Source organism: Rathayibacter sp. AY1G1 (assembly GCF_002932095.1).
Taxonomy (GTDB): Bacteria; Actinomycetota; Actinomycetes; order Actinomycetales; family Microbacteriaceae; genus Rathayibacter.
Genome location: NZ_PSUZ01000024.1, coordinates 1 through 25,073 on the forward strand (window position 1 = coordinate 1; position 25,073 = coordinate 25,073).

Genomic DNA, 25,073 nt, shown 5'->3' on the forward strand with positions numbered 1-25,073 from the left:
CTCTACGCCGTCGCGCGCGTCTGGAACATGGTTTTCTGGCGCCGGCAGGAGGAGGTGCCCGGCTACGAGTCGCCCCTGCATCGACCCCCGGCGAATCGACTCCACCCCTCTCCCGTCGCGAGCTCCGCGAGCGCGAGCGCGCTCTGGCCCTCGCCTCCGACGTCTCGCTGGCGAGCGGCTCCGACGACCTCCTCGCGGCTCCCACGGCGGAGCAGCTGCGCGAGGCGGAGCGCCGCGTCGCCTCGGTCCGCAGCGCCCCGGCGCCCGTCCCCGCTCCGCGCGCGACGCCGCTCCGGCCCGTGCGCCGGGCCCGGGTCGGCGGACTCGTCGCCCTCTCCTTCGTCGCGGCCATCGTGGCGGCGACCTCTCTGCCGGCCACATCTCTCCTGACCGCGGAGGACGTGCAGGCGCAGAGCCTCTCGACCCCCTTCGGCGCCGACGCCCGCCGCGGCGCGCAGTCGTTCGTCGCCGGCGAGGTCAGCGCCGAGACGGTCGCCCGCGACGGGTTCGGCGTGCAGGAGCGCAAGACGCAGACCAACGTCGCCGACATCGTCCGCACCTCCGACACCGGCTTCACGAACGACCCGAACGCGTCCATCCAGTGGCCCTTCGCCGTCGGCGTGCCGGTGGGCGACCGCTTCGGCTACCGCAACTGCGCGGGCTGCTCGGTGAACCACGGCGGCACCGACTTCAACCCGGGCGACGGCTCGCCCATCCAGGCGATCGCCGACGGCGTCGTGCGCACGGTCATCGACGGCGAGGGCTCGCTCGGCGTGCACGTGATCGTCGACCACGAGATCGACGGGCAGCTCGTCTCGAGCGTGTACGCGCACATGCAGCACGGCTCGGCGGCCGTCTCCGAGGGCGACCCGGTGAAGGTCGGTCAGCTCCTCGGCCTGGTGGGCACGACCGGCATGTCGACCGGCCCGCACCTGCACTTCGAGATCCGCCTCGACGGCGTGACGAAGGTCGACTCCTACCTCTGGCTCAAGGCCAACGCCGGGCGCTGACCCGGCGGCGGGACGCGGGAGCCGCCGGGCGGACCCCGCGGCCCGCTACTCCGCGTGCAGCCAGACCGTGGTGTCGGCGGGCAGCGCCGGCTCGTGCAGCTCCTCCGAGGACAGCACCACGGAGCCGACGGGCAGCTCGACCGGAGCCTCGCCGAGGTTCGCGATCACCGTGACGGCTCCGTTGCGGAACGCCACGACGTCCTCCGGGTAGCCCTCGAGCCATTCGACGGCGCCGGAGCCCAGGTCCTCGGCGCGGCGCACCGCGAGCAGGGACCGGTACAGCTCGAGCGTCGAGCCCGCGACACCGCGCTGGCGGTCGCGCGCGAGCGGCGCCCAGTCGCCGGGCTGCGGCAGCCAGGAGTCGCCGGTGCCGCTGAAGCCGTACGCGGGTGCGTCCGCCTCCCACGGGATCGGCACCCGGCAACCGTCACGGCCGTAGCGCTCGCCGCCCGTGCGGAACCAGGTCGGGTCCTGACGCGCCGAGTCCGGCAGGTCGATCGCCTCGGGGAGCCCGAGCTCCTCGCCCTGGTAGACGTAGGCGGAGCCGGGGAGCGCGAGCATGAGGGCGGTCGCGGCACGAGCGCGGCGCAGCCCCAGGACGGGGTCGGGGAGTCCCGGCGTGCGCGGGCCGATGCCGTAGCCCTGCGGGTTGTCGGACGTCAGTGCCAGGCGGCTCGCGTGGCGCACGACGTCGTGGTTCGACAGCACCCAGGTCGACGGGGCGCCGACGGCGGCGAAGGCCTCGACGGAGGAGTCGATGATGTCGCGGAGGGCGGGTGCGCTCCACGGGGTCTCGAGGTAGGCGAAGTTGAAGGCCTGGTGCATCTCGTCGGGGCGGACCCAGCGGGCGAGCTTGGAGAGGGGCTGCACCCACGCCTCGGCGCAGAGCACGCGGTCGTCCGGGTACTCGGCGAGCAGGGAGTGCCAGTCGCGGTAGATCTCGTGGACGCCGTCCTGCGCCCAGTAGGGGGCGGTGGCGGGCTCCTCGCCGTCGGCGGGAGCGACTCCGCCCATCGACCCGCTGTCGGCGGGCGGCGTGTAGTCGGGCAGCCCCTCGGCCTTGATCATCCCGTGCGCGACGTCGACGCGGAAGCCGTCGACGCCGCGGTCGAGCCAGAAGCGGAGGACCTCCCGGAAGCGCTCGCGCACCCACTCGTTCGTCCAGTCGAAGTCGGGCTGCGAGGTGTCGAAGAGGTGCAGGTACCACTGGCCGGCCGAGCCGTCGGGCTCCATGACGCGGGTCCACGCGGGGCCGCCGAAGACCGACTCCCAGTTGTTCGGGGGCAGCTCGCCCGACTCGCCCCGGCCGTCGCGGAACAGGTAGCGCGCCCGCTCGGCGCTGCCCGCGGGAGCGGCGAGCGCCTCCTGGAACCAGCGGTGGGCGCTGGAGGAGTGGTTGGGGACGAGGTCGACGATGATGCGGATGCCCAGGGCGTGAGCGCGGGCGAGCATCGCGTCGAAGTCGGCGAGGGTGCCGAAGAGCGGATCGACGTCGCAGTAGTCGGCGACGTCGTAGCCCGCGTCCTTCTGCGGCGAGGTCATGAAGGGCGAGAGCCAGATCGCGTCGACGCCGAGCTCGGCGAGGCTCTCGAGGCGCGAGGCGATGCCGGGCAGGTCGCCGATGCCGTCGCCGTCCGCGTCCGCGAAGGAGCGCGGGTAGATCTGGTAGATGACGGCGGTGCGCCACCACTCGGCTGCCCGGCGGTGCTCGGCCTCGGAGTCGGGGCCGGGGGAGTTCTCGGGCGCGCCGGAGGTAGCGGAGTCCAGGGTCATGGGGTCGAGTTTATCGGGCGCCCCGGGGGCGCCGGGGGCACGCCCTCCGCCGTCCCGTACAGTCGACGGGTGATCGATGAGACACCGGACGAGGCCCGAGCCCGACGCCGACGGGCGCTGCTGTGGGTGGTGCCGCTGCTGGTGCTGCTGGTCGGCGGCCTGGTCGCCGTCACCCTCGCGATCGGCGGATTCGCGCTGCGCAGCATGACCGGCGCCTCCGCCGTGCAGCTCGTCCTCGTCGCCTAGGCGGTCGCGGCCGGGCCGTCCTCGTCCTCGGGCGGGGGCGCGGAGGAGGTGCGCGCCCGCTCCTCGGACGCGTGCGCGGTCTCGGGCCCGGTCGCGCGGGCCTGCTCGTCGGCGCGGGTGACCGCCTCCGCGAGCTCGTCGGCGACGAGGTACCCGGGAGAGACGGCCTCGGCCCGGTAGGCCGCCCGGCCGACCATGTGCGCCGAGACGGGCACGGTCAGCAGCTGGAAGCCGATCACCAGCACGATGGTCCCTGCGGCGGCGAAGCCGGGGTTCCGGATGGCGACCGCGAGCATCACGCAGATCAGTCCGAGCACCTGCGGCTTCGTGCCCGCGTGCATCCGGGAGAGCAGGTCGTCGAACCGCATCAAGCCGATCGCGGCCAGCAGCGAGAGCAGGGCGCCGACCAGCAGCAGCACAGCGGTGAGCACGTCGAAGAACAGGTCCATGTCAGTCCTCCTCGCGGTTGGCCATGAACTTGGCGACGCTGATCGATCCGAAGACGGCGAACAGCGCGAGCCCGAGCGCGACGGGCAGGGTCCGCGCGTGGTGGTTGACCGCCATCTCGGCGCCGATCCCGCAGATGATCGTCGCGACGAGCACGTCGGCCGCGACGACCCGGTCGAGCACGGACGGACCGCGGAGGATCCGCACGAGCGCGAGGAGGCAGGCGGCGCCGAAGACCGGCACCAGGATCCAGATCAGCCAGTCGATCACCGGACCACCCCCGATCCGGCCTCGATCGGCCGATTCACGCGCTGCACGTCCTCGCGGGAGCCGATGGCCCGGACGATGCGCGCTTCCGTCCGGAGGACCGTCCGGCGCACCTCGTCGATCCGCTCGCCCTCGTCGTGGGTCACGCCGAGCACGTGCAGGTAGAGGACGTTCAGCTGCGGGTCCACGTCGATCACCAGGGAGCCGGGGACGAGCGAGACGGCCTCCGTCGTCCAGACGAGCATCCCCTCGGAGCGGCTGCGCAGGTGCACGGCGACGATGGCGTTGTGCACCGGGACGGGCAGGGTCAGGATCTGCCAGGACACCCGCACCGAGGCCACCGCGATGTCGGCCAGCAGGCGCAGGAGGAAGAGGAGCACGAACCACGGGTTGATGCGGTTCGAGAACTCGACCGGCGGCAGGTAGAACACCCGGGTGATCAGCAGGGCGACCAGGAAGCCGGTGACGATCGACAGCACCGAGACGTCGTCCCAGAGCAGCACCCAGATCCCGACGAGGGTCACGAACATCGCGACGCGGTTCCAGATGTCGACGCGGCGGCGGGGGCTCATCGCGGCCCCTCCTCTCCGAAGGACGAGTCGCGGTAGACGGTCGCGATGTAGGTCGCGGGGTCGGCGACCGCGCTCGCCGCTCGCTCGCTCGCGTCGTAGAGGGGACCGGCGCCGACGGTCAGCACGACGCCGACGACGACCATCCCCGCGGTGGCGAGCACCATCATGGGCGGCGAGTGGCGGGTGCGGATGCTGCCCGTGTCGTCGGGGTCCTCCTGCAGCTGGTCGATCAGGGGCGACTCGTAGCCGGGCACCTCCTCCTGCCGGCGCCAGAAAACCATGTTCCAGACGCGCGCGACGGCGTAGAGGGTCAGGAGCGAGGTGACGGCTCCGGCGGCGATGACGGCCCAGATCAGCCACGAGGGCTGGTCGACGGCCGCCTCCGTGCCGGCGACGAAGAGCCCCACCTTGCCGAGGAAGCCGGTGAACGGCGGGATCCCGCCGAGGTTCATCGCGGGGATGAAGTAGAGCAGCGCCAGCAGCGGCGAGGCCTTGAGCAGCCCGCCGAGGCGCAGGATCGAGGTGGTGCCGCCGACGCGCTCGATCAGGCCGGTCGCGAGGAAGAGCGTCGTCTGCACCGTGATGTGGTGGATGACGTAGAAGATCGTCGCCGCGTAGCCGGCCGGGGTGCCCACGGCGATCCCGAAGACCATGTAGCCGATGTGCGAGACCAGCGTGAAGGACAGCATCCGCTTGATGTCGGCCTGCGCGACCGCGCCGAGGATGCCGACGATCAGCGTCAGCAGCGCCACCACCAGCAGCACCTCGCTCAGCCTCCCGCCGGGGAAGAGCAGGGTCTCGGTGCGGATCAGTGCGTACACGCCGACCTTGGTGAGGAGTCCGGCGAAGACGGCGGTCACCGGCGCCGGAGCCGTGGGGTAGGAGTCCGGGAGCCAGAACGACAGGGGGAACACGGCCGCCTTGATCCCGAAGCCGAGCAGCAGCACCACGTGGAGCACCAGCTGCACGTCGGCGGGGAGCTCGGCGATGCGGATCGAGAGCTGCGCCATGTTGACCGTGCCGGTGGCGCCGTAGAGCAGGCCGATGGCCGAGAGGAAGAACACGCTCGAGACCAGGCTGACGACCACGTAGGTCGTGCCGGCGCGGATCCGCGGCGCGGTGCCGCCCAGGGTGATCAGCACGTAGCTCGCGGCCAGCAGGATCTCGAAGCCGACGTAGAGGTTGAAGAGGTCGCCCGCGACGAAGGCGTTGAGGATGCCCGCCGAGAGGATCAGGTAGGTCGGGTGGAAGATCGTGACCGGCGTCTCGCGGTTGCCGTCGACGAGGCCCTGGCCGACCGAGAACAGCAGGACGCCCAGCAGGGTGATCGAGGTGATCACGAGCATCAGCGCGGCGAGCGGATCGACGACCAGCACGATGCCCCACGGCGGCTCCCAGCCGCCCACGTAGACGGCGCTGCCGCCTCCGTCGCCGGTGAGGACCAGCACGAGCATCACCGAGGAGATCACCAGAACGCTCGAGAGCGTCACGATGTTCACGGTGATCTGCGCGCGCCGGTGGCGTCCGAGGATCAGCGCGACGGCCGCTCCCAGGAGGGGGAGGGTGACGACGAGCGGGATCAGGGCGTTCATCGGTCCTCCTTCCTGTCGTCGGTCATGGCGCTCTCCCCGTGCTTGGCGGCGGTGCCCTCGTCGCTGGACTCGAGCAGGACGTCGAGCGCCCGGTCGTCGGCGGTGGTCTGGGCCGAGATGCCCGCCGCGTCCTCGCGGACGGAGGCGTCGGTCTCGTCGTCCTCCACCTGGTCGGCGTTGGCGAGGCGCCAGCGCCGGTAGATCATCGCGAGGAGGAAGGCGGACACCCCGAAGGTGATCACGATCGCGGTGAGGATCAGCGCCTGCGGCAGCGGGTCGGCCATCTCGGCGGCGATCTGCTCGTAGGAGCGCCCGTCGTCGGTGACGAACGGCGCGATGCCCGAGCGGCCGGCCATCAGCAGGATGAGGATGTTGGTCGCGTTCCCGACGAGCAGGAACCCGATCAGGATGCGGGTGAGGCTGCGCTCGAGCATCTGGTAGACGCCCGCCGCGTACATCACTGCCATCACGACGACGAGGACGAGGGTGATGCTCATGCGCCGTCCCCCCTGCCCGGTCCGCCGACGACCGTGGAGCCGGTGGGGAGCGAGGTCTCGAGCCCGTCGACCGTGCCCTGGCCGGGGCCGGGGGTGCTGTCCGTCGAGTGCGTGACGCCGTCGCCCGAGGGGGAGCCCTGCTCGGCCTCCTCGCCGTGGCGGTCGACCTCGCCGCCGAGGCTGCGGAGGATGTCGAGGGCGAGGCCGATCACGATCAGGTACACCCCGATGTCGAAGAGGGTGGACGTGCCCAGGTGGAGCTCGCCCAGCACCGGCACCTCGAGGTCGAGCCAGCTCGATTCGAGGACCTCGAGGCCGAAGGCGAGGGAGGAGACGGCCGTGCCGACGGCGAAGAAGAGGCCGAGTCCGAGGACCTTGCCCGCGTCGATCGGCGCGGCCTCGCCGAGCTCGAAGCGGCCGCCGGCGAGGTAGCGCGCGACGAGGGCGAGACCGGCGAGCAGGCCGCCCGCGAAGCCTCCGCCCGGGGTGTTGTGTCCGGTGAAGAGCAGGTAGACCGACACGATCATCGCGGGGTGGAAGAGCAGGCGCACCAGCACCTCGAGCACGATCGAGCGGTTCTCCGGCCGGAGCGTGCGCCCGGCGACGAGCCAGGAGCCGCGGTCGCCGTCGCGCTCGGCGTCGGCGGAGGAGGTGGTCAGGTCCATCGCGCGCTCGCGGCGGTCGTCGGCGCTCTGCGACTCGAGGCGGGGCGCGCCTCCGGCCCGGCTGGAGAGGAAGATCAGGCTCGCGACGCCGGTGGCGACCACGACGAGGACCGAGATCTCGCCCATCGTGTCCCAGGCGCGGATGTCGACGAGCAGGACGTTGACGATGTTGCGGCCCTTGCCCTCTTCGTAGGCGAGGCGGGGCAGCTCGGCCGAGATCGGCGTCGCGGTCCGGGCGCCGAGGGCGATGGTGGCGGCGAGGGCCATGACCGCTCCGACCGCGATGCCGATGACGGCGCGCAGGCGCTTGCGCATCGGCTGGTGCTTCGCGGCGATGCGGGTCGGGAGGCGGCGCAGCACCAGGACGAAGACCACGAGGGTCACCGTCTCGATGAGCGCCTGGGTGAGGGCGAGGTCCGGTGCACCCTGCAGGGCGAAGAGGGCCACCATCCCGTAGCCGGTGGCGCCGGCCAGCAGCACGGCGGCGACGCGGTTGCGGGCGATCGCGCACAGCACCGCCGCGAGGATCATCACGGCCGCGACCGCGAGCTGGCCCGGGCTGTCCCAGAAGACGAGATCGCCCGGCCAGGTGCGGTTGAGGGCGGCCGCACCGCCGACGCCGAGGACGAAGACCGCGAAGATCACCGTCAGGTAGCGGGGGAGCGAGCCGCGCTGGACGGACTCGGTGACCGTGCTGGCGACACGGTCGAGCCAGCGGACGGTGGCCCAGTAGCCCTCGGCGGAGTCGATCCGGTTGGGCAGCATCGACTGGGCGCGCGCGACGGCGACGCGCTTGGCGAAGAGCAGGAGTCCCAGGGCGATCACGAGGGCGCTGAGTGCCAGCGCGGGCTCGAAGCCGTGCCAGAGCGCGAGGTGGTAGCCGCCGTGGTCGGAGGCCTCCGCGGCGGCGGCGAGCTCCGGATCGGCGTCCGGGGCGGCGTAGGGGAGGGTGTCCGCGTAGACGGCGACGAGCGGGTCGAGCACGGAGGCGGCGATCCCGCCGATCATGCTGGCGGCGGCCAGCAGCACCGGGGCGGCGGTGAAGGTCCACGGCTCGGCGTGCAGGTGCGTGTCCTCGAGCCCCTTCTTCCGGGCGAAGGCGCCCCAGAAGAAGCGCGCGGAGTAGGCCACGGTGAGGATCGAGCCGAGGACGAGGCCGACCAGCGCGACCCAGGCCCAGAACGAGCCCTGCTCGATCGCCGAGATCAGGCTCGTGAACACGGCCTCCTTGGCGACGAAGCCCAGCAGCGGCGGGATGCCCGCCATCGACAGCACGCCGACGAGGGCGGCGCCCGCGAGCACCGGCGCCTGCCGTCCCAGGCCGCTGAGCTTGCGGAGGTCGCGCGTGCCGGCGCGGTGGTCGACGATGCCGACGGTGAGGAAGAGCAGCGCCTTGAAGAGGGCGTGGGCGACGAGCAGGGTCAGTCCGGCCAGCGCGGCGTCGCGCGAGCCGAAGCCGACGGCGACGGTCAGGAAGCCGAGCTGGCTGACGGTGCCGTAGGCCAGCACGAGCTTGAGGTCGTACTGCCGGAGCGAGCGCCAGCCGCCGACGAGCATGGTCCAGACTCCGACGCTCACCACCACGGGCAGCCAGACGGAGTCGTCGGCGAAGCCCGGCGCGAGGCGCGCGACGAGGTAGATGCCCGCCTTCACCATCGCGGCGGCGTGCAGGTAGGCGCTGACCGGCGTGGGAGCGGCCATCGCGGCCGGCAGCCAGAAGTGGAACGGCACCAGGGCGGACTTCGAGAACGCGCCGAGCAGCACCAGCACCAGCGCCGTCGACACGATCGGGCCGGAGGGGGCGGCGGCGACGATCCCGGAGAGGCTGGTGGTGCCGGCCTGCACGATCAGGACGATGACCCCGACCAGCATCGCCAGCCCGCCGAGAGTCGTGACCAGGAGCGCCTGGAGACCGGCACCCCGGCTCTCCTTGCGCCCGCTGTAGTGGCCGATGAGGAGGTAGGAGAGGACGCTCGTCGCCTCCCAGAAGACGAAGAGGATGATCACGTCGTCGGCCGTGACCAGCCCGTACATCACTCCGGCGAACGCGGACAGGAGCGCTGCGAACCGGCCCAGCGAGGGCTCGTCGCGGCTGAAGTACGTCGCGCAGTAGGCGAGGACCAGGGCGCCGACTCCGCTGACCACGAGGGCGAGGACGATCGAGAGCGCGTCCAGGCGGAAGGAGAGGGCGATGTCGAGCGCGGGGATCCACGGCACGGACTCGCGGATCTCGCCGCCGTCGAGGATCGTCGGCAGGGCGGTCGCGGTGGCGACGAAGCTCGCGGCCGGGATCAGCGCCAGCGCGTAGAACGTCTTCGGCCCGAACCGGTCCACCAGCCAGGGGGTCACCACGGCGATCGCGAACGAGATCACGAGGATGAGGAGCATTACATGTTCCTTCCAAGGTGTACCCAGCGCATAAGTCGGTCAAGAATATCGGAGCGCCCTCCCGCGCAACCTGAGTGCGGAGAGGCTTGACGGCCCCGTCGTGATCCGCCAGGGCCCTACCGTGGGGAGCATGGCCCGCTCGCTCCTCCCCGACCAGCTCTGCCGACTCCGCGTCCACGACCTCGCGACGGGGGAGTCGACGACCGTCTTCGAGTCCGACTCCGTCCTCGTGGAGGCGCCGAACTGGACTCCGGACGGCTCCGCCCTGATCGTGAACGGCGACGGCGGCCTCTTCCGGCTGCCGCTCGAGGGGGCGGCCGTGCTCGAGCCGATCCCGCTCGACGGGGTGCCGGCCGAGCTCAACAACGACCACGTGCTCGCCCCGTCCGGCGGGCTCGCCTACGTCTCGGCGCGCGACGGGCACCTCTACGCGGTCGAGCTCGACGGCTCCGCCCCCGCCCGCCGCCTGACCGCCGAGCGCGAGGGCGCGCGCTTCAAGCACTACCTGCACGGCGTCTCGCCCGACGGCGCGACCCTCGCGCTGATCGGCGGCGGCGACGCCTCCGGGCGGTGGCGGACCGACGTCTACACGATGCCAGCCGGAGGAGGCGCGCTCACCGCCCTGACCGACGACGAGCCGGCCGACGACGGCGTCGACGTCTCGGCCGACGGCCGCACCCTCGTCTTCAACTCCGAGCGGGCCGGAGGCGGGGCGCAGCTGTTCCGCATCGGTCTCGACGGCTCCGCGCTCTCCCGCCTGGTCGAGTCGGACACGGTCGACTGGTTCCCGCACGAGTCGCCCGACGGCGCGCACCTGCTCTACCTCGCCTATCCGGAGGGGACAGCCGGGCACCCCGAGAACGTCGACGTCGAGCTGCGGCTGCTCGACCTCCCCGGGCGCGCGACGCTCGAGCCCGGCCGCGTGCTGGAGCGCCTCCACGGCGGGCAGGGGACGATCAACGTCTCCGGCTGGGCGCCGGACTCGACGCGCTTCGCCTACGCCGACTACCCGCGGCGCTGAGAGCCTGAGTCCTTGCCGCGCATGCGCGGGAGGGGGATCGATCACGGCGGGGAGCGGGTCTTGAATCGGGGGATGAGCATCGACAGCGCAGCATCCTCCTCCGTCACCCGCTCGCCGCTCGGCGACTCCGGCATCGACGTCTTCCCGCTCTCGCTCGGCGGCAACGTCTTCGGCTGGACCGCGGGGCGGCAGACCTCCTTCGACGTCCTCGACGGCTACACGGCCGCGGGCGGCGACTTCATCGACACCGCCGACGCCTACTCCGCCTGGGTCCCGGGCAACACGGGCGGCGAGTCCGAGACGATCATCGGCGAGTGGCTCGCGCATCGCTCGGGGGACCGGGACGACGTGGTGATCGCGACGAAGGCGGGCCGCCACCCGCAGTTCACCGGCCTCGCGCCCGACACCGTGCGCGCGGCCGCCCGCGCCTCCCTCGAGCGCCTCGCGACCGACCGGATCGACCTCTACTACGCCCACTTCGACGACGAGGCCGTGCCGATGGCCGACATCGCCGCCGTGTTCTCGGAGCTCGTGGACCAGGGCCTGGTCCGCGCGATCGGAGTGTCGAACTTCAGCGCCGATCGCGTCGCGGAGTGGCTGCGCATCGCGGGCGAGGATGGCCTGCACGCGCCCGTCGCGCTGCAGCCGCACTACAACCTCGTGGAGCGCGGGATCGAGGCCGACCTGCTGCCCCTCGCCCGCGAGGCGGGGCTGGCCGTCGTCCCCTACTCCGCCCTGGCGTCGGGCTTCCTGACCGGCAAGTACCGCGACGGATCGACGCCCGAGGGTCCGCGCGCCGACGGCGCCTCCCGCTACCTCGACGGCCGCGGCCGCCGGGTGCTGGCGGCGCTCGATGCGGCGGCGGAGGCGCACGGCGCCGAGGTGGCGACGGTGGCGCTCGCGTGGCTCCGCTCGCAGCCCGGAGTGGTCGCGCCGATCGCCAGCGCCCGCGTGATGGAGCAGCTGCCGGCGCTGATCGCCTCGGCCTCCCTCGAGCTGAGCGCCGAGGAGCTCGCCGCGCTCGACGAGGCGAGCCGGGCGTAGCCGCAGACGGGCGGCCGCGGGGGCGCGTCCCCCGCGGTCATCGACGCTCCGCGGAGGTGCTATCGTCTAACGGTGCCAAATCGCGGGCACGCCCCGAGAGGGGCTGTCAGACCCGCAGGTGCGCCCCCTTAGCTCATTGGTAGAGCACTTCCTTGGTAAGGAAGAGGTAGTGGGTCCGATTCCCACAGGGGGCTCCGTTCCCCGCAGGCCAGACCTGCGAAGAACGCGCGGCGGGGTAGCTCAGGTGGTTAGAGCACACGGCTCATAATCGTGGTGTCGCGGGTTCAAGTCCCGCTCCCGCTACAGCGAGAAGGCCCCGGTTCGCGCGTCGAGCCGGGGCCTTCGGCGTTCCCGGGCGAGGTCCTGCCCGCGGGAGAGGTCTCAGACCGCGCAGCCCGCGAAGAGCACGTCGTCCGAGGAGACCAGGTCCTCCAGGGTCAGCAGGCGGTCGAGGTCGTGGCCGGCGGCCAGGGCGTTGGCGCGCTCCGGTGCGGTCTGGGGGGCGAGGCGCCCCTCCATGACCCCGCCGAGGGCGCGGACGGCGCACGCGGCGACCACTCCCTCCGGGGTGCCGCCGATGCCGAGGACGAGGTCGACGCGGCCCGCGGGATCGGCCGCCTCGATCGCGACCGACACGTCGCCCTCGCCGCGCAGCTCGAGCGCGACCCCGACCGCGCGCAGGGCCGCGATCAGCCCGGAGTGACGCGGCTTGTCGAGCACGACGACGACCAGCTCCGCGACGGGCTTCCCGAGCGCCGCCGCCAGCCGTGCGGCGTTCTCGGCGGGAGGGAGGTCGAGCGAGACGGCGCCCCGGCCCGCTCCGGAGCAGACCAGCTTGTCCATGTAGAACACGTCGCGCGGGTCGAACAGCGTGCCGCGCGGGGCGAGCGCGATCACGCTCACCGAGCCGGGGAGCCCCTCCGCCGTGAGCCGGGTGCCGTCGAGCGGATCGACCGCCACGTCGCAGGAGGGAGCGGAGGCGCGGCCGAGGCGCTCGCCGTTCGCGAGCATCGGGGCCTCGTCCTTCTCGCCCTCGCCGATCACGACGACGCCGTCGAACGGAGCGTCGGCCAGCACGGCGCGCATCGCCGCGACCGACGCCTCGTCCGCCGCGACCTTGTCGCCGCGCCCGTACCAGCCGCGCGCCGCCTCGGCCGCCGCGCGCACGGCGGCGGCCACCGCCTCCTGCAGCTCGGCCGGGTAGGCGGGCGACGCGATCAGCCGCAGGCCGCTCATGCGCGCGCGGGCTGAGCGGTCGCGGTGCGGACCAGCCGCTCCAGGGTGCGCAGGCCGTCGGAGGAGAGCACCGACTCCAGGTGCCCCTGCACCGACGCGACGTGCTCGCCGCGGAGGGCGTTGACCACTCCCGTCTCCGGGTCGACCGAGACCTCGAGCCCCAGCCGGGGCGTGCGCGCGACGCCGGGGGCGACGGAGGAGAAGGTGTTGTAGAAGCCGATCGCGGCGTCCTCGCCGAACACGTCCACCGCCAGGCGCACGCCCTGGCGGGGCGCGGGCAGCGGCTCGACCGGGAGGCCCGCCAGCAGTGAGAGCATCTGGTGGCTGAGGCAGACGGCGAGCATCGGCCGCTCCGCCTCGAGGCGGGTGGTCATCAGCGAGCGCAGGTGCGCGATCCGCGGGTCGGAGTCGTCGCGGGGGTCGCCCGGGCCGGGGCCGAAGACGACGAGGTCGTCGCTCAGCACGTCGGCGACCTCCGACCAGCGCTCGACCCGGGCGTCCATCCCGAGGTGGCGCAGCTGGTGGGCGAGCATCGTCGTGAACTGGTCCTCGTTGTCGACGATCAGCGCGGTGTGCCCGGCGAGGCCGGCGATGTGCTCGGGCGCCTGGGGCCGGAGCCAGAACGAGGCGAGCCGCTCGTTGCGCGCCTCGAGCGCCTCCTGCACGCCCGGCTGCGCGTTCAGGTCGATGGCCGGCGGCACCTCGCGGTGCGGCAGCAGGCCCAGGGCGGAGAGGACGCCCGACGCCTTCGCCCGCGTCTCGGCGACCTCGCCCTCGGGGGTGGAGTGGCGCACGAGCGTCGCGCCGGCCGGCACGGTGAGGCGGCCGTCCGCGCGGAGGTAGGCGGTGCGGATGAGGATGGGGGCGTCGACCGTGTAGCCGTGCTCCTCCGGCTCGAAGAGGGCGAGCACGCCGGAGTAGTAGCCGCGCGGCTCCTTCTCGTACTCGGCGATCACGGCGCACGCGTTCTCCATCGGCGAGCCGGTGACCGTGGGCGCGAACATCGTCAGCCGCAGGACCTCGCGCACGTCGAGTCCGGTGCGGCCCTCGAGCAGGTACTCGGTGTGGCTGAGCCGCGACATCTGCTTGAGGAACGGCCCGAGGATGCGGCCGCCGTCCGGGCAGACCGCGCTCATCATCTTCATCTCCTCGTCCACGACCATGAAGAGCTCCTCGCTCTCCTTGACGTCGGCGAGGAACGCGAGCACCTCCTCCCCGGTGGGTCCGGCCGCGGGGTGGCGGAAGGTGCCGCTGATCGGGTTCATCATCGCGACGCCGTCGCGCACCGAGACGTGGCGCTCGGGGGTCGCGCCGACGGCGGTGACCGTCTGCGCGCCGTCGACGCCGGGGGTGTGGATCGCGAAGGTCCAGTACGCGCCGGACTCGTCGGTGAGCAGGCGGCGGAACCAGGCCAGGACCGCCTCGACGGGCGGCGCGTCGGTCTGCGCGACGAAGGCGCGGTTGATGACGAAGTTGGCGCCCTCGCCGCGGCCGATCTCGTCCTCGATCACCCGGCGGACGATGTCGGCGTACTCGTCGTCCGGCACGTCGAAGCCGCGCTCCTCGACCGGGATCTCCCGCTCGGGCAGGAGCCGCAGCACCTCCGCCAGGGGGACGCTCTCGCGCTCGCGCACCACGAGGTTGCGCAGCGGGGCTCCGTCGTCCTTCGCCGCGAAGCCGCGCTCGCGCACCTGCCGGTAGGGCACGAGGGTCAGCACGTCGTCGCCGTCGAGCGGGATGTCGGCCAGGCCCTCGACGTCGAGCACGTCGCCCGTGAACACGTCGACGGCGTCGCGGCCCTGGCGGAGGACCACCGCGAACGGCAGCGTCCCGTCGGAGGCGAGGATGCGGGAGAGGAGCGAGGTCATCGTGGTCCTTGAATCGGGTCGTGCCCCACCCGGGCCCTGACATGCAGAACGACCGCCCGGAGGAGGCGGTCGCGTGCGAGGGGTCTGCGCGTCGGTCCGCCTAGGAGGCGGGCCACCAGGGGCTTCGGATCGACGTGCGCACGCGGCGAGTCTAGGGGAGAGCCGGGCGGCGGCCAAGCGGTGTCAGGCGGCCGGCCGCTCGGTCGGCTCGCCCCGCAGGGTCCGGAGCAGGAGGGTCGCGCCGGCCGTCGCGGCGGGGGTGGCGACGACCGCGCCCCCGGGGACGAGGAACGCCAGGTAGACGGCGATGCCGAAGCCGAGCGAGACCGCGCGGTGCTCGCCGAGGAGGCGGCGGCGGTCGCGGAGGGAGAGCCCCCGGGCGTCGCCCGCGAACCCGGTCAGCTCGAGCGCGAGGGCCCTCCCGCCGACCAGGGCGCCGGCGACGAGGCCGACGATCGAGCCGACCAGCGGCACCAGGCCCAGCAGCACCAGGACCACGCCGATCCCGAGGGAGGTGGCGACCAGCACGGCGGAGTCGCGGAGGCCGCGGCCGACCCCCTGCCAGAAGGTGCTCTCGCGCTCGTCGGGCACGCCGCCGAGGTCGTCCTCGACCCGCCGCCAGATCCGCTCGTAGAAGGGGTCGCCGACCAGCAGGGTCACCGCGGCGAAGAGGACCACGCCGAGGGCGAGCGCGGCGCCGACCACCGCGATCGAGAGCACCAGGCGGACGGTGGCGGCCGTGCCCTCGTCCCAGCCGCCTGCGAACGGGGTGAGCGCGGTCACCGCGTCCTGCACCCGCGTGAGCACCAGGACCAGCACGCCGACGAAGACCAGACCGACGATCAGGGGCGGGATCGCGCCGAGGAGCATCGCCCGCGGCGAGCGGACCCAGGTGCGGAAGCCGCGGAGGAAGAGCCGGGCACCGAGGCCGAGATCGCGGAGGACGCTCATCCCCCGATCCTCGCAGGTGGGTCCGGGTCGGGGGTCCGGCAGAACGCCCGACTGCACGGGACGTGGAACCTCAGACCCGCTCGAACGGAGCGAGCAGCCCCGCCATCGCCTTCGTCCGCGGCGCGGCGTACTCGTCGCGCCGCGAGGTGCTGACGCCCATCGCGACGAGCCCCTCCACCAGGCGCACCGCCGAGGCGACGCCGTCGATCACGGGCACGCCCAGCTCCCGTGAGAGGTCGCGGCACAGGTCGGCCATGCCCGCGCAGCCCAGCACGATCGAGTCGGACCCGTCGACGGCCAGCGCTTCGGCGCACTCCGCCAGGATCGCGCGGCGGGCGTCGGAGCGGGGGTCGTCGAGTTCGAGCACGGGGATGTCGCAGGCGCGCACCTGACGGCAGGCGTCGCCGAACCCGGCGCGGCGGGCGATGTCCCAGGCGCGGCCGCTCGTGCGCGAGAGCGTGGTGACCACGCTGAAGCCCCGGCCGACGAGCGCGGCCATGTGCATGGCGGCCTCGGCGATCCCCACGACCGGGCCGCTCGCGATCTCGCGCGCGGCGTCGACGCCCGGGTCGCCGAAGCACGCGATGACCGCGCCGTCGCAGCCGGCCGCCTCCGCCCGGGCGATCTCGTGCAGGACGCCGGGCACGGCGAGCGCCTCGTCGTAGTGGCTCTCGATCGACGCCGGACCCATCGGCGGGGTGACGGCCGTGATCTCGGTGCCGAGCGAGGCGACGGAGCGGGCGGCCCGGCCGATCGCCGCGGTCATCGCAGTGCTGGTGTTCGGGTTGACGACGGTGATGCGCATGGTGGTTCCTCGGTTCGGGTGCCGGGAGGGGGAGGGACCCGCCCGGCCGCCGGTCCGCGGGATGCGGAGCGGCCGGAGCGGATCCCTCCTCCGTGCCGGCCGGATCAGACGGTCGAGCCGTCGCTGACGTGCTCGAGGTCCTCGTCGAGGCGCCCGATCCGCGGCGCGCGCCGCTCGAGCACGGCCATCGCGACGAATCCGAGCCCGCAGCCGAGGAACCAGCTGTAGTCGCCGAGCCAGGTGAACTCCGCGCCTCCCGCCTCCGCGATCCAGCGCGGCACGAGCACCGAGGCGACGGAGGGGACTCCGCCGATCACGGTCGCCCAGACGGCGTTGGGGTTGAAGCCGCGCGAGAACCAGTAGCGGCCCTTCTCGCTCATCGTGTAGAGGTCGTCCACCCAGACGCGCTGGCGGCTGATCAGGTAGTAGCCCGCGATGAGGACGCCGAACAGCGGTCCGATCAGCGCGCCGAGGATGCCGAGCGTGTAGTGGATGGCGGTGTCGTTCGAGTACCAGTTCCACGGGGTGAGCAGCACCGAGCCGACGGCGGCGATCATGCCGCCCATCCGCCAGCTGATCTTCTTCGGGTTGACGTTCGAGAAGTCGAACGCGGGGGAGATGAAGTTGGCGACGATGTTGATGCCGATCGTCGCGATGACGAAGGTGAGCCCGCCGAGGAGCACGGCGAACCAGGTGTCGATCCGCTCGACGGTCTCGATCGGGTCGGTGATCAGCTCGCCGAAGACCGGCACGGTCGCCGACGCGGTGATCACGGTGAGGAGGGAGAAGAAGAGGAAGTTGATCGGGAGGCCGAGCAGGTTGCCGCGCTTCACGGCGCCGTAGCTGCGGGCGTACCGGGAGAAGTCGCCGAAGTTGAGCATCGGGCCCGAGAAGTAGGAGACGACCAGGGCGACGGCCGAGATCATCACCGGCACCGCGGCGGCGAGGTCGAGCGGCTCGCCGGAGCCGAGGGTGAGCGAGATGTTCTCCCAGCCCGCCTGCGACACCAGGTAGACGGCCAGCACGAGCATCACCACGTAGACCGCCGGTCCCGCCCAGTCGATGAAGCGGCGGATCGACTCCATGCCCCGCCAGAACAGCGCGGCCTGCGCGACCCAGAGGATCGCGTAGGAGAGGTAGCCCAGGGCCGAGAGGCCGAGGAACGACGCCTCGGGCGTGTTCAGGGCGGCCATGCCCGGGAAGAACTTGAGGAAGACGATGTTCAGCGACTGCGCCGCCAGGTAGGTCTGCACGCCGTACCAGGCGATCGCGATCAGTCCGCGGATGATCGCCGGGATGTTCGCGCCGCGGATGCCGAAGATCGCCCGGTTGATGACGGGGTAGGGCACGCCGGTGACCTGGCTGGGCTTGGCGACGAGGTTGCAGAAGACCTGCACGATCACGATGCCCACCACCAGGGCGACGAGCACCTGCCAGCCGGCCAGGCCCAGCGCGAAGAGCGAGCCCGCGGTCACGTACCCGCCGACGCTGTGCACGTCCGACATCCAGAACGCGAAGATGTTGTAGCTCGACCAGCGCTGCTTCCGGAGCGGGGCGAGGTCCTCGTTGGAGAGGCGGTCGTCGTAGCCGGCGCTCGCCGCGGCGGCGGGATCCGGATCGACGGGAGGAGCGGTGACTCGGGGTGCGGTGACGCGGTCGGACATGGGTGGATCCACCTCTCGGGCGGTCGTGCGCAGAGCGGCACGGAGCGGATGTGTCAGGGTGGTCGGGACGTCCGGCCGAGGAGGCGGGGCGTCGCGGAGAGCGTTCCGAGTGAAGTGATCACTTCACGCGGGCCACGCTACGAGTCGGGAGGCCGCCGCTCGTTTCGGCTCCGTTACGGCTGTGTGACGATCCGCGAGAGGGGACGGGCCATGCCCTCCGACGACACCGCGCCCGACGAGGCGGCCGCCCGGGCGATCGCGGACGGGGCCGGACTCGGCGCCCGGCTGCGGGAGCTGCGGCTCTCGGCGGGCCTGTCGCTGAAGGCACTCGCCGGACGACTCGGCATCTCCGTGAGCGCCGTCTCGCAGATCGAGCGCGGAGCCATGCAGCCCTCGGTCGGCCGGCTGATCGCCCTCGTGGACGCGCTGGGGGTCCCGCTGTCCGCCGTGTTCGACCAGGGCGCGTCGGCGCCGGTCGAGACCGCGGTCGTCCGGGCGCGCGAGTCGGCGCCCGTGGCGCTCGAGGGCGGAGTGCTGTTCCGCCGTCTGGCGCCGCGTCCGCTGGACGCCGTCGACTTCTTCGAGTCGACCTACCCGCCGGGCTCGACCTCGACGGCGCACCGGCAGCTGCTCCGCCACGACGGGTTCGAGATGGGGACGGTGACGCTCGGAGAGCTGACGGTCGAGTTCGAGGACGAGTCGGTCGTCCTCGGGCCGGGCGACGCCATCACGTTCCCGTGCGAGCGGCCGCACCGCATGGTCAACACGGGCTCGACCACGGCGATCGCGACCTGGCTGATCGTCCACCGCTGACACCGCGCCGGTGCTTCGTGCCGGACCCCTGGCGGCACCACCTGCGTATGGGATCCTGGTCCTCGCTCCTCCACAACGGGCGGACGACCGTCTCCTGTCCACACCCCGGTCGGGATCGGGGCGCGGCGGGCCCTCGGTGTCGGTACCGCCTGGTGGGCTGGTCTCCTCGACCGAGGGGTGCGGAACGTGGAGGAGCGGATGGACGGCAGGAACGACGAGGGGTGCCCGCGCTGGTGTACGGGTGAGCACGACGAGCTGGTCGCAGTGGCGGAGCGGCTGCACCGCTCCGCGGCGAGCTCGCTCCCGGTGGTGCTCTGGGCGCGTGGAGACGGGGCCGCGGGCGCGACGGTGCACGTCTCCCTGTGCCGCCCGGGGGAGTCGGGGGAGGACAGGCTCCGCCTGGAGGCCGACGGGCTCGGCGAGGTCGACCTCGATCTCAGCTCGGGGTCGCGGCTGGCCGGCGCGGTGCTCCGGCTACTCGGCGCCTCGTGAGGTGCGCGGCGGGTCGGGCGGTAGGAGGTCCGTCAGCTCGATCTCGAGCGCCTCGCAGAGCGCGAGGAGGGTGTGCAGCGTGGGGTTCGCGGGCGAGCCGGGCTTCGACTCGCCCTTCTCGAACTTCTGGTAGGTGTAGCCCGCGAGCCCGGCCGCGTGGGCGATCCGCTCCTGGCTGGCGCCCTTGGCGATGCGGGCCCGGTGCATGTTGGTGCCGAGCTCGCGGGCGTAGGTCGCCCAGTCGCGCTCGGGAGTGGGTGTCGACATGCCCGCCAGCTTCGGAGAAGTTCGGCCGCGGGTCAGCCATACACGGATGGGAAATTCCCGGTGGTCATACCCGGGTGACCACCGGCGGCGCCTCCGGAGCCCCGAGGGCCCCGCGACGGCAGCGCCTAGTATGGCCGGGTGCCAGTGAACCCCGAACTCGTCGGGCGCGTCTTCGCGCCCACGGAGCCCTATCAGGTGGGGCGCGAGAAGGTGCGCGAGTTCGCCCGCGCCGTCTCCGCGACCTCCCCCCTGCACCACGACGTCGAAGCCGCCCGCGCCGCCGGGCACCCCGACCTCGTCGCTCCGCCCACCTTCGCCGTCGTCGTGCAGGAGTTCACGCTCCAGCAGCTGCTCGCCGAGCCCGACGGCGGGATCGACTTCAGCCGCGTCGTGCACGGAGACCAGCGCTTCGTGCTGTCCCGTCCGGTCGTGGCCGGCGACGAGCTGACCGCGACCCTCTCGGTCGCCGCCATCAAGAAGCTCGGCGCCCACTCGATGGTCACCACCGAGTCCCGCATGGTCGACGCGAGCGGCGAGCACGTCGTCACCGCGATCTCGACCCTCGTGGTCAGGGGAGACGAATGAGCACCGCACTGCCCGCTCTCGCCGAGCTGAGCGTCGGCCAGGTCGTCGCCGAGAGCCGCTTCCCGATCGACCGCGGCACCCTGGTGCGCTACGCGGGCGCCTCGGGCGACTTCAACCCCATCCACTACCGCGACGACGTCGCCGCCGAGGTCGGCCTGCCCGGCGTGCTCGCGCACGGCATGCTCACGATGGGCACCGCGGTGCAGGTCGTCGTCGACTGGGTCGGCGACCCCGGACGCGTGGTCGACTACCAGGTGCGCTTCACCCGCCCCGTCGTGGTGGACCCGCGCGACGGCGCCGCCATCGACGTGGTCGCCAGGATCGGTGCTGTGAACGCCGAGGAGGGCTGGGTCCGCGTCGACCTCGCCGTCTCGGTCGAGGGCCAGTCCGTCCTCGGCAAGGCCCAGGCACGGGTCCGACTCGCGTGACCTCCGCGCCGCTGCTCTCCGCCCTGACCACCCTCCGCGTCGGCGGACCCGCCGAGCGCCTCGTCGAGCCCGCCACCGAGGCGGAGCTGGTCGAGACGCTCGTCGGCCTGTGGTCGGACGACGAGCCGTGGCTGCTGCTCGGCGGCGGCTCCAACCTCCTCGTGGGCGACGACGGGGTCGAGGGCACGGTCGTGCGCGTGCGCACCACCGGCGTCGAGCGGCTCCCCTCCGACGAGCCGGGGCGCGTGCTCCTGCGGGTCCAGGCGGGCGAGTCGTGGGACGGACTCGTCGCGACGACCGTGGAGCGCGGCTGGGCGGGCCTCGAGGCCCTCAGCGGCATCCCCGGCACGGTCGGTGCGTCGCCCGTGCAGAACATCGGCGCCTACGGCCAGGAGCTCTCGGACACGCTGGTCGCGGTCGACTTCCTCGACGAGGGCGCCCGCGAGCCCGTCCGGCTGACGGCGGAGGAGCTGCAGTTCGCCTACCGCACCTCCGTGATCAAGCAGGGCCGCCGGGGCGCGGTGCTGGCCGTCGAGTTCGCGCTCGAGGAGGTCGGCGCCGAGGGCGACGGCACTCCCGTCGCCTACGGTCAGCTGGCGTCGGCGCTCGGAGTCGCGCTCGGCGACCGCGTACCGCTCGCGCGGGTGCGCGAGACCGTGCTGGCGCTGCGTGCGGGCAAGGGCATGGTCCTCGATCCGGAGGACCCGGACACCGCGAGCGCCGGCTCCTTCTTCACCAACCCCCTCGTCACGAGCGCGTTCGCCGACTCCCTGCCGCCCGAGGCGCCGCGCTGGCCGGTCGAGCCGACGGCGGAGGCGCCCGTCATCACCCCGCTCGCCGCGGTCGAGGCAGGAGCGCCCGTCGGGCTGCCCGTGCCTCCCCGCGCCGACGGCCTGGTGAAGCTCAGCGCCGCGTGGCTGATCGAGCACGCCGGCGTCTCGCGCGGTTTCGCCCTGCCCGGCTCGCGGGCCGCCGTGTCGAGCAAGCACACCCTCGCCCTGACCAACCGCGGAGGAGCGACGGCCGAACAGGTCGCCGAGCTCGCCCGGTACGTCCAGGGCCGCGTCCTGGCGGAGTTCGGCGTGCTGCTGCACCCCGAGCCCGTCGTGGTCGGCACCGCGGTCTGAGTCCGCGCGGTCTGCGCGCGCAGGCCCCGCGCTCGCGGGGACGCGCGCCCTCCGGCCGCGGCCTCCTCCGGCTCAGCTGTCGCGGCGGATCCAGCGGAAGCCGAAGCGGCAGGCGACGAGCCCCACGACGAGCCAGATACCGAGCACCAGCGCGACGCCGCCGAGGTCCCACGACCCGTTCACCTCCGCCTCCTCGAACCCGCTCGGCAGGAACACGGCGCGCATGCCCTGCGCGATCCACTTGAGCGGGAAGACGCTCGCCGTGTTCTGCAGCCAGTCCGGCAGCGTCGTGAACGACAGGTACGACCCCGAGATGAACTGCAGCACGAGCAGCGGCGGCACGATCACGGCGGTCGCGCTCTTGCCCGAGCGGGGCAGCGCGGAGACGGCGATGCCGAGGATGGCCGACGTCGCGACTCCTGCCAGGTAGACCCAGGCGAAGGTCGCCCAGCGTCCGCTGTCGGTGGGCAGCTCGACCGAGAACACCGTCGCCGCGACGAGGAGCAGCAGGGCCGTCTGCGCGAGGCTCGTCACGAGCACCTGGCCGAACTTGCCGATGAAGTAGCTGAAGACCGGCAGCGGTGCTCCCGCGAGGCGCTTGAGCGTGCCGTCGCCGCGCTCGACCGCGATGTCGACGCCCAGGTTCTGGACGCCCGAGAGCAGGATCCCGGCCGCGGCCAGGCCCGGCACGTAGTACTCCGCCATCGGGATGCCCGGGTCCTGCGGGTTCGCCTGCATCACCGCGGTGTCGCCGAACGCGACCGAGAAGATCGTCAGGAGCAGCACCGGGAAGAGGAAGGTGAAGAACACCTGGTCCGGAGCGCGGAAGTACGAGCGGATCTCGTAGCGGGCCCGGGCGAGTCCGAGGCGGACGGTGCGTCCCGGGCCGGTGGAGAGGGTGCGGGGGCGGGTGGCGACGGCGGTCACGCGGGTTCTCCGATCAGGTCGACCGCGTCGCGGTCCTCGCGGATGAGGTCGAGGTAGATGTCCTCGAGGCTGGGGCGGACGACCTCGAGGGCCGTCGGCTCACCGATCCGGGAGTGCAGCTCGGCGACGGTCCGGGCGGGCTCGGTGGTGCGCAGCCGGTGCAGCACGCCGTCCTCGCGCCACTGCACGATCGGGACGCGCGCCTCGTCTCCTCCGATCGCGCTCATCGGGCCGATGGCCAGGAGCCGCCCGCCGGAGATCACGGCGGCGCGGTCGCCGAGGCGGGCGGCCTCGTCGAGGTAGTGGGTGGTGAGGAGGATGGTCGTGCCCTCGCTCTTGAGCAGGGCGATCAGGTCCCAGAAGGAGTGGCGGGCCTCGGGGTCGAATCCCGTGGTGGGCTCGTCGAGGAACACCAGCTCGGGACGGCCGATGATGCCGAGGGCGACGTCGACGCGGCGGCGCTGGCCGCCCGAGAGGCGCCCGATGCGCGAGCGGGCCTTGGACGTCAGCCCGACGGCCTCGATGGTCTCGTCGACGTCGCGCGGTCGCGGGTAGAGGCTGGCGAAGTGCGCGATCTGCTCGCGGACCGTCGCGTTGCCGGACTCGCCGCTGGACTGCAGGACGATCCCCAGACGCGCCTTCCACGCCAGGTCGCCGTGGCGCGGGTCGACCCCGAGCACCGACACCTCGCCGCCGGAGCGGTCGCGGTAGCCCTCGAGGATCTCGATGGTCGTCGACTTCCCGGCGCCGTTCGGGCCGAGGAGCGCGAAGGTCTCGCCCCGGTGGATGTCGAAGGAGACTCCCGCGACCGCCGGAGCGCCCCCGTAGTCCTTCCGCAGGTCGCGGACTCGGACGGCGTGGTCTTCGCTCATCGTCACAGCGTGCCCTGTCGCACCCCTCCGGCGACAGTGATCCCCGATTTCCGCCTCCCTCTTGCCCTCCCCGCCCCGAGATGCCAGGCACCCCTCACCTGTCGGACAGGCGCGTCGCAGTACCCGCCGGTCACCGTGAGGCACGGTCGAGCGGCGACCGGCGATCCGCGTGTCGGCGGATCGTCGTCCGCGCTGCGCATCCCGCTCTCTGCGACGCACCTCGTCGTCGAGCCGGCCGCGGCCTATCGACGACGCAGGAGGAGAGGGGCTAGACGGTGCCGAAGAGCCGCTGCAAGCGGCGCACGCCCTCGAGGAGCGCGTCGTCGCCGAGGGCGTAGGACAGGCGGAGGTAGCCGCTCGGTCCGAAGGCCTCCCCGGGGACGGTGGCGACCTCGGCCTGCTCGAGGATGAGGTCGGCGAGCTCGAGGGAGGTCGTCGGGGTGGTGCCGTTCCACTCGCGGTTCAGCAGCCCGTTCACGTCGGGGTAGACGTAGAACGCGCCGCCGGGGGTGGGGCACTCGATCCCGTCGATCGCGTTCAGCTCGGCGACGATGGTGCGGCGGCGGCGGTCGAAGGCCAGGCGCATCTCCTCGGCCGGCTCCTGCGGGCCGGTGAGGGCGGCGATCGCGGCGCGCTGCGAGATGTTCGAGACGTTGCTCGAGAGGTGCGACTGGAGGTTCGAGGCGCCCTTGATCGCGTCGGCCGGGCCGACCATCCATCCGACGCGCCAGCCGGTCATCGCGTAGGTCTTCGCGACGCCGTTGACGAGGATCGTCCGGTCGCGCAGGGCCGGCACCGCCTCGACGATCGAGGTCGCGTGCTCGAGCGGGCTCGCGTCGTCCTGGTCGCCGGTGGAGTAGACGAGGTTCTGGTAGATCTCGTCGGCGATGATCCAGAGGCCGTGCTCCTCGGCCCACTCGCCGATCTCGCGGGTCTGCTCGGCCGAGTAGACGGCGCCGGTGGGGTTGGAGGGGGAGACGAACAGGAGCACCTTGGTGCGCTCGGTGCGCGCGGCCTCCAGCTGCTCGACCGTGACCAGGTAGCCCTGGTCGGCGCCCGCGAACACGTCCACCTGCACGCCGCCGGCGAGCTTGATCGCCTCGGGGTAGGTGGTCCAGTACGGGGTCGGCACCAGCACCTCGTCGCCGTCGTCGAGGAGGGTCTGGAAGGCCTGGTAGACGGCCTGCTTGCCGCCGTTGGTGACCACGACCTGCGAGGGGTCGACGGCCCATCCGGAGTCGCGCGCCGTCTTCTCCGCGATGGCCGCGCGGAGGTCGGGGAGGCCCGCCGCGGGGGTGTAGCGGTAGTTCCTCGGGTCGAGCACGGCGGCCGAGGCGGCCTCGACGATGTGCTCGGGAGTGAGGAAGTCGGGCTCGCCGGCGGCGTAGGAGACGACCGGGCGGCCCTGGGCCTGGAGGGCCTTCGCCTTGGCGTCGACCTTCAGAGTGGCGGACTCGGCGATGGCGGCGATGCGGGCGGAGATGCGCGTGGTGGAGGACACGACGGCCAGCGTATC

General features: G+C 72.8%; 25 protein-coding genes and 2 tRNA genes. 11 read left to right on the forward strand and 16 right to left on the reverse strand.

The features are described from left to right. Window positions 1-1,010: M23 family metallopeptidase (locus tag C5C36_RS18200; RefSeq protein WP_146085332.1), on the forward strand; the 1,010-nt coding region annotated here is incomplete at its 5' end. A gap of 45 nt (window positions 1,011-1,055) precedes the next feature. Here C5C36_RS18200 and C5C36_RS13285 read toward each other — a convergent pair. Next, window positions 1,056-2,783 carry a glycoside hydrolase family 13 protein gene (locus C5C36_RS13285; protein ID WP_104309876.1) on the reverse strand — a complete coding sequence of 576 codons (1,728 nt, stop codon included), beginning with the start codon at window positions 2,781-2,783 and terminating at the stop codon, window positions 1,056-1,058. Window positions 2,784-2,852: 69 nt separating this feature from the next. Here C5C36_RS13285 and C5C36_RS17680 point away from each other — a divergent pair, with 69 nt between their 5' ends. Beyond that, entirely contained in the window at window positions 2,853-3,029 is a 177-nt protein-coding gene (locus C5C36_RS17680) for a hypothetical protein (protein ID WP_159939698.1), read from the forward strand. Here C5C36_RS17680 and mnhG read toward each other — a convergent pair. The 6 genes from mnhG to C5C36_RS13315 are packed head-to-tail and all read right to left on the reverse strand — an operon-like array spanning window position 3,026 to window position 9,457. After that, window positions 3,026-3,478 carry a monovalent cation/H(+) antiporter subunit G gene (gene mnhG / locus C5C36_RS13290; RefSeq protein ID WP_244229587.1) on the reverse strand — a complete coding sequence of 151 codons (453 nt, stop codon included), beginning with the start codon at window positions 3,476-3,478 and terminating at the stop codon, window positions 3,026-3,028. The two genes, C5C36_RS17680 and mnhG, sit on opposite strands and share 4 nt — an antisense overlap. Window position 3,479: 1 nt before the next feature. Then, the gene (locus C5C36_RS13295; RefSeq protein ID WP_308470711.1) at window positions 3,480-3,746 is read right to left on the reverse strand and encodes a monovalent cation/H+ antiporter complex subunit F; all 267 of its coding nucleotides are present in this window, start codon (window positions 3,744-3,746) and stop codon (window positions 3,480-3,482) included. Beyond that, the gene (locus C5C36_RS13300; protein ID WP_104234245.1) at window positions 3,743-4,315 is read right to left on the reverse strand and encodes a Na+/H+ antiporter subunit E; all 573 of its coding nucleotides are present in this window, start codon (window positions 4,313-4,315) and stop codon (window positions 3,743-3,745) included. The genes C5C36_RS13295 and C5C36_RS13300 overlap by 4 nt, the downstream gene beginning before the upstream one ends. Further along, window positions 4,312-5,907, reverse strand: coding sequence for a Na+/H+ antiporter subunit D (locus tag C5C36_RS13305; protein WP_104227034.1), 1,596 nt, complete (start codon window positions 5,905-5,907; stop codon window positions 4,312-4,314). The genes C5C36_RS13300 and C5C36_RS13305 overlap by 4 nt, the downstream gene beginning before the upstream one ends. Next, the gene (locus C5C36_RS13310) at window positions 5,904-6,404 is read right to left on the reverse strand and encodes a Na(+)/H(+) antiporter subunit C (protein WP_104223614.1); all 501 of its coding nucleotides are present in this window, start codon (window positions 6,402-6,404) and stop codon (window positions 5,904-5,906) included. Before C5C36_RS13310 ends, C5C36_RS13305 begins: the two co-directional genes overlap by 4 nt. Continuing rightward, entirely contained in the window at window positions 6,401-9,457 is a 3,057-nt protein-coding gene (locus tag C5C36_RS13315) for a Na+/H+ antiporter subunit A (RefSeq protein ID WP_104309877.1), read from the reverse strand. Before C5C36_RS13315 ends, C5C36_RS13310 begins: the two co-directional genes overlap by 4 nt. Window positions 9,458-9,587: 130 nt before the next feature. Between C5C36_RS13315 and C5C36_RS13320 the strand changes: the two genes are divergently transcribed. The 4 genes from C5C36_RS13320 (at window position 9,588) to C5C36_RS13335 (ending at window position 11,825) form a co-directional block, all read left to right on the forward strand. After that, window positions 9,588-10,478, forward strand: a complete 891-nt coding sequence (locus tag C5C36_RS13320; RefSeq protein ID WP_104268588.1) for a PD40 domain-containing protein — start codon at window positions 9,588-9,590, stop codon at window positions 10,476-10,478. Window positions 10,479-10,550: 72 nt separating this feature from the next. Next, window positions 10,551-11,522, forward strand: a complete 972-nt coding sequence (locus tag C5C36_RS13325) for an aldo/keto reductase (RefSeq protein WP_104309878.1) — start codon at window positions 10,551-10,553, stop codon at window positions 11,520-11,522. Between the two features lie 122 nt (window positions 11,523-11,644). After that, window positions 11,645-11,716, forward strand: a tRNA-Thr gene (locus C5C36_RS13330). 35 nt (window positions 11,717-11,751) lie between these two features. After that, window positions 11,752-11,825: transfer RNA gene (locus tag C5C36_RS13335), tRNA-Met, on the forward strand. Between the two features lie 78 nt (window positions 11,826-11,903). On the opposite strand, the gene C5C36_RS13340 is transcribed toward C5C36_RS13335, so the two are convergent. The 5 genes from C5C36_RS13340 to C5C36_RS13360 form a co-directional block, all read right to left on the reverse strand. Then, window positions 11,904-12,758, reverse strand: coding sequence for a fructose-bisphosphatase class II family protein (locus C5C36_RS13340; protein WP_104309879.1), 855 nt, complete (start codon window positions 12,756-12,758; stop codon window positions 11,904-11,906). After that, on the reverse strand, window positions 12,755-14,626 hold the full coding sequence (locus tag C5C36_RS13345) for an anthranilate synthase family protein (RefSeq protein ID WP_104254835.1): 1,872 nt from the start codon (window positions 14,624-14,626) through the stop codon (window positions 12,755-12,757). The genes C5C36_RS13340 and C5C36_RS13345 overlap by 4 nt, the downstream gene beginning before the upstream one ends. A gap of 183 nt (window positions 14,627-14,809) precedes the next feature. Next, window positions 14,810-15,577 (reverse strand): EI24 domain-containing protein, encoded by a 768-nt coding sequence (locus tag C5C36_RS13350; protein WP_104260448.1) that lies wholly within the window; start codon window positions 15,575-15,577, stop codon window positions 14,810-14,812. A 70-nt stretch (window positions 15,578-15,647) separates the two neighbouring features. Continuing rightward, window positions 15,648-16,382 (reverse strand): aspartate/glutamate racemase family protein, encoded by a 735-nt coding sequence (locus tag C5C36_RS13355; RefSeq protein ID WP_104234239.1) that lies wholly within the window; start codon window positions 16,380-16,382, stop codon window positions 15,648-15,650. Between the two features lie 104 nt (window positions 16,383-16,486). Then, window positions 16,487-18,046, reverse strand: coding sequence for an NCS1 family nucleobase:cation symporter-1 (locus C5C36_RS13360; protein WP_104227042.1), 1,560 nt, complete (start codon window positions 18,044-18,046; stop codon window positions 16,487-16,489). A gap of 210 nt (window positions 18,047-18,256) precedes the next feature. On the opposite strand from C5C36_RS13360, the gene C5C36_RS13365 reads away from it, so the two are divergent. Both C5C36_RS13365 and C5C36_RS13370 read left to right on the forward strand, forming a co-directional pair. Next, complete coding sequence (locus C5C36_RS13365; protein ID WP_104227043.1) at window positions 18,257-18,859, forward strand: helix-turn-helix domain-containing protein; 603 nt, start codon at window positions 18,257-18,259, stop codon at window positions 18,857-18,859. 198 nt (window positions 18,860-19,057) lie between these two features. Further along, the gene (locus C5C36_RS13370) at window positions 19,058-19,351 is read left to right on the forward strand and encodes a DUF6907 domain-containing protein (RefSeq protein ID WP_104262968.1); all 294 of its coding nucleotides are present in this window, start codon (window positions 19,058-19,060) and stop codon (window positions 19,349-19,351) included. Here C5C36_RS13370 and C5C36_RS13375 read toward each other — a convergent pair. After that, window positions 19,334-19,618, reverse strand: a complete 285-nt coding sequence (locus tag C5C36_RS13375) for a helix-turn-helix domain-containing protein (RefSeq protein ID WP_104223625.1) — start codon at window positions 19,616-19,618, stop codon at window positions 19,334-19,336. The two genes, C5C36_RS13370 and C5C36_RS13375, sit on opposite strands and share 18 nt — an antisense overlap. A 138-nt stretch (window positions 19,619-19,756) precedes the next feature. Here C5C36_RS13375 and C5C36_RS13380 point away from each other — a divergent pair, with 138 nt between their 5' ends. Genes C5C36_RS13380 through C5C36_RS13390 form a run of 3 tightly spaced genes read left to right on the forward strand, consistent with a single transcriptional unit; the run spans window position 19,757 to window position 21,758 of the window. Further along, window positions 19,757-20,203, forward strand: a complete 447-nt coding sequence (locus C5C36_RS13380) for a MaoC family dehydratase N-terminal domain-containing protein (RefSeq protein ID WP_104227045.1) — start codon at window positions 19,757-19,759, stop codon at window positions 20,201-20,203. Then, window positions 20,200-20,631 (forward strand): MaoC/PaaZ C-terminal domain-containing protein, encoded by a 432-nt coding sequence (locus C5C36_RS13385; protein WP_104238284.1) that lies wholly within the window; start codon window positions 20,200-20,202, stop codon window positions 20,629-20,631. The genes C5C36_RS13380 and C5C36_RS13385 overlap by 4 nt, the downstream gene beginning before the upstream one ends. After that, window positions 20,628-21,758 carry a UDP-N-acetylmuramate dehydrogenase gene (locus C5C36_RS13390; protein ID WP_104223628.1) on the forward strand — a complete coding sequence of 377 codons (1,131 nt, stop codon included), beginning with the start codon at window positions 20,628-20,630 and terminating at the stop codon, window positions 21,756-21,758. Before C5C36_RS13385 ends, C5C36_RS13390 begins: the two co-directional genes overlap by 4 nt. A gap of 72 nt (window positions 21,759-21,830) precedes the next feature. Here C5C36_RS13390 and C5C36_RS13395 read toward each other — a convergent pair whose 3' ends face one another. The 3 genes from C5C36_RS13395 to C5C36_RS13405 all read right to left on the reverse strand — a co-directional run bounded on the left by C5C36_RS13395 (window position 21,831) and on the right by C5C36_RS13405 (window position 25,067). Then, on the reverse strand, window positions 21,831-22,685 hold the full coding sequence (locus tag C5C36_RS13395; protein WP_104223629.1) for an ABC transporter permease: 855 nt from the start codon (window positions 22,683-22,685) through the stop codon (window positions 21,831-21,833). Further along, entirely contained in the window at window positions 22,682-23,557 is an 876-nt protein-coding gene (locus C5C36_RS13400; RefSeq protein ID WP_104254889.1) for an ABC transporter ATP-binding protein, read from the reverse strand. Before C5C36_RS13400 ends, C5C36_RS13395 begins: the two co-directional genes overlap by 4 nt. A gap of 268 nt (window positions 23,558-23,825) precedes the next feature. Beyond that, window positions 23,826-25,067 carry a pyridoxal phosphate-dependent aminotransferase gene (locus tag C5C36_RS13405; protein WP_374953278.1) on the reverse strand — a complete coding sequence of 414 codons (1,242 nt, stop codon included), beginning with the start codon at window positions 25,065-25,067 and terminating at the stop codon, window positions 23,826-23,828. Window positions 25,068-25,073 lie beyond the last annotated feature (6 nt).

Coding starts and splice junctions, on each gene's coding strand:
- C5C36_RS13285 (WP_104309876.1), bottom strand. CDS start 2,783: ATGACCCTGGACTCCGCTACCTCCGGCGCGCCCGAGAACTCCCCCGGC.
- mnhG (WP_244229587.1), bottom strand. CDS start 3,478: ATGGACCTGTTCTTCGACGTGCTCACCGCTGTGCTGCTGCTGGTCGGC.
- C5C36_RS13300 (WP_104234245.1), bottom strand. CDS start 4,315: ATGAGCCCCCGCCGCCGCGTCGACATCTGGAACCGCGTCGCGATGTTC.
- C5C36_RS13305 (WP_104227034.1), bottom strand. CDS start 5,907: ATGAACGCCCTGATCCCGCTCGTCGTCACCCTCCCCCTCCTGGGAGCG.
- C5C36_RS13310 (WP_104223614.1), bottom strand. CDS start 6,404: ATGAGCATCACCCTCGTCCTCGTCGTCGTGATGGCAGTGATGTACGCG.
- C5C36_RS13315 (WP_104309877.1), bottom strand. CDS start 9,457: ATGCTCCTCATCCTCGTGATCTCGTTCGCGATCGCCGTGGTGACCCCC.
- C5C36_RS13320 (WP_104268588.1), top strand. CDS start 9,588: ATGGCCCGCTCGCTCCTCCCCGACCAGCTCTGCCGACTCCGCGTCCAC.
- C5C36_RS13325 (WP_104309878.1), top strand. CDS start 10,551: ATGAGCATCGACAGCGCAGCATCCTCCTCCGTCACCCGCTCGCCGCTC.
- C5C36_RS13340 (WP_104309879.1), bottom strand. CDS start 12,758: ATGAGCGGCCTGCGGCTGATCGCGTCGCCCGCCTACCCGGCCGAGCTG.
- C5C36_RS13345 (WP_104254835.1), bottom strand. CDS start 14,626: ATGACCTCGCTCCTCTCCCGCATCCTCGCCTCCGACGGGACGCTGCCG.
- C5C36_RS13350 (WP_104260448.1), bottom strand. CDS start 15,577: ATGAGCGTCCTCCGCGATCTCGGCCTCGGTGCCCGGCTCTTCCTCCGC.
- C5C36_RS13355 (WP_104234239.1), bottom strand. CDS start 16,382: ATGCGCATCACCGTCGTCAACCCGAACACCAGCACTGCGATGACCGCG.
- C5C36_RS13360 (WP_104227042.1), bottom strand. CDS start 18,046: ATGTCCGACCGCGTCACCGCACCCCGAGTCACCGCTCCTCCCGTCGAT.
- C5C36_RS13365 (WP_104227043.1), top strand. CDS start 18,257: ATGCCCTCCGACGACACCGCGCCCGACGAGGCGGCCGCCCGGGCGATC.
- C5C36_RS13370 (WP_104262968.1), top strand. CDS start 19,058: ATGGACGGCAGGAACGACGAGGGGTGCCCGCGCTGGTGTACGGGTGAG.
- C5C36_RS13375 (WP_104223625.1), bottom strand. CDS start 19,618: ATGTCGACACCCACTCCCGAGCGCGACTGGGCGACCTACGCCCGCGAG.
- C5C36_RS13385 (WP_104238284.1), top strand. CDS start 20,200: ATGAGCACCGCACTGCCCGCTCTCGCCGAGCTGAGCGTCGGCCAGGTC.
- C5C36_RS13400 (WP_104254889.1), bottom strand. CDS start 23,557: ATGAGCGAAGACCACGCCGTCCGAGTCCGCGACCTGCGGAAGGACTAC.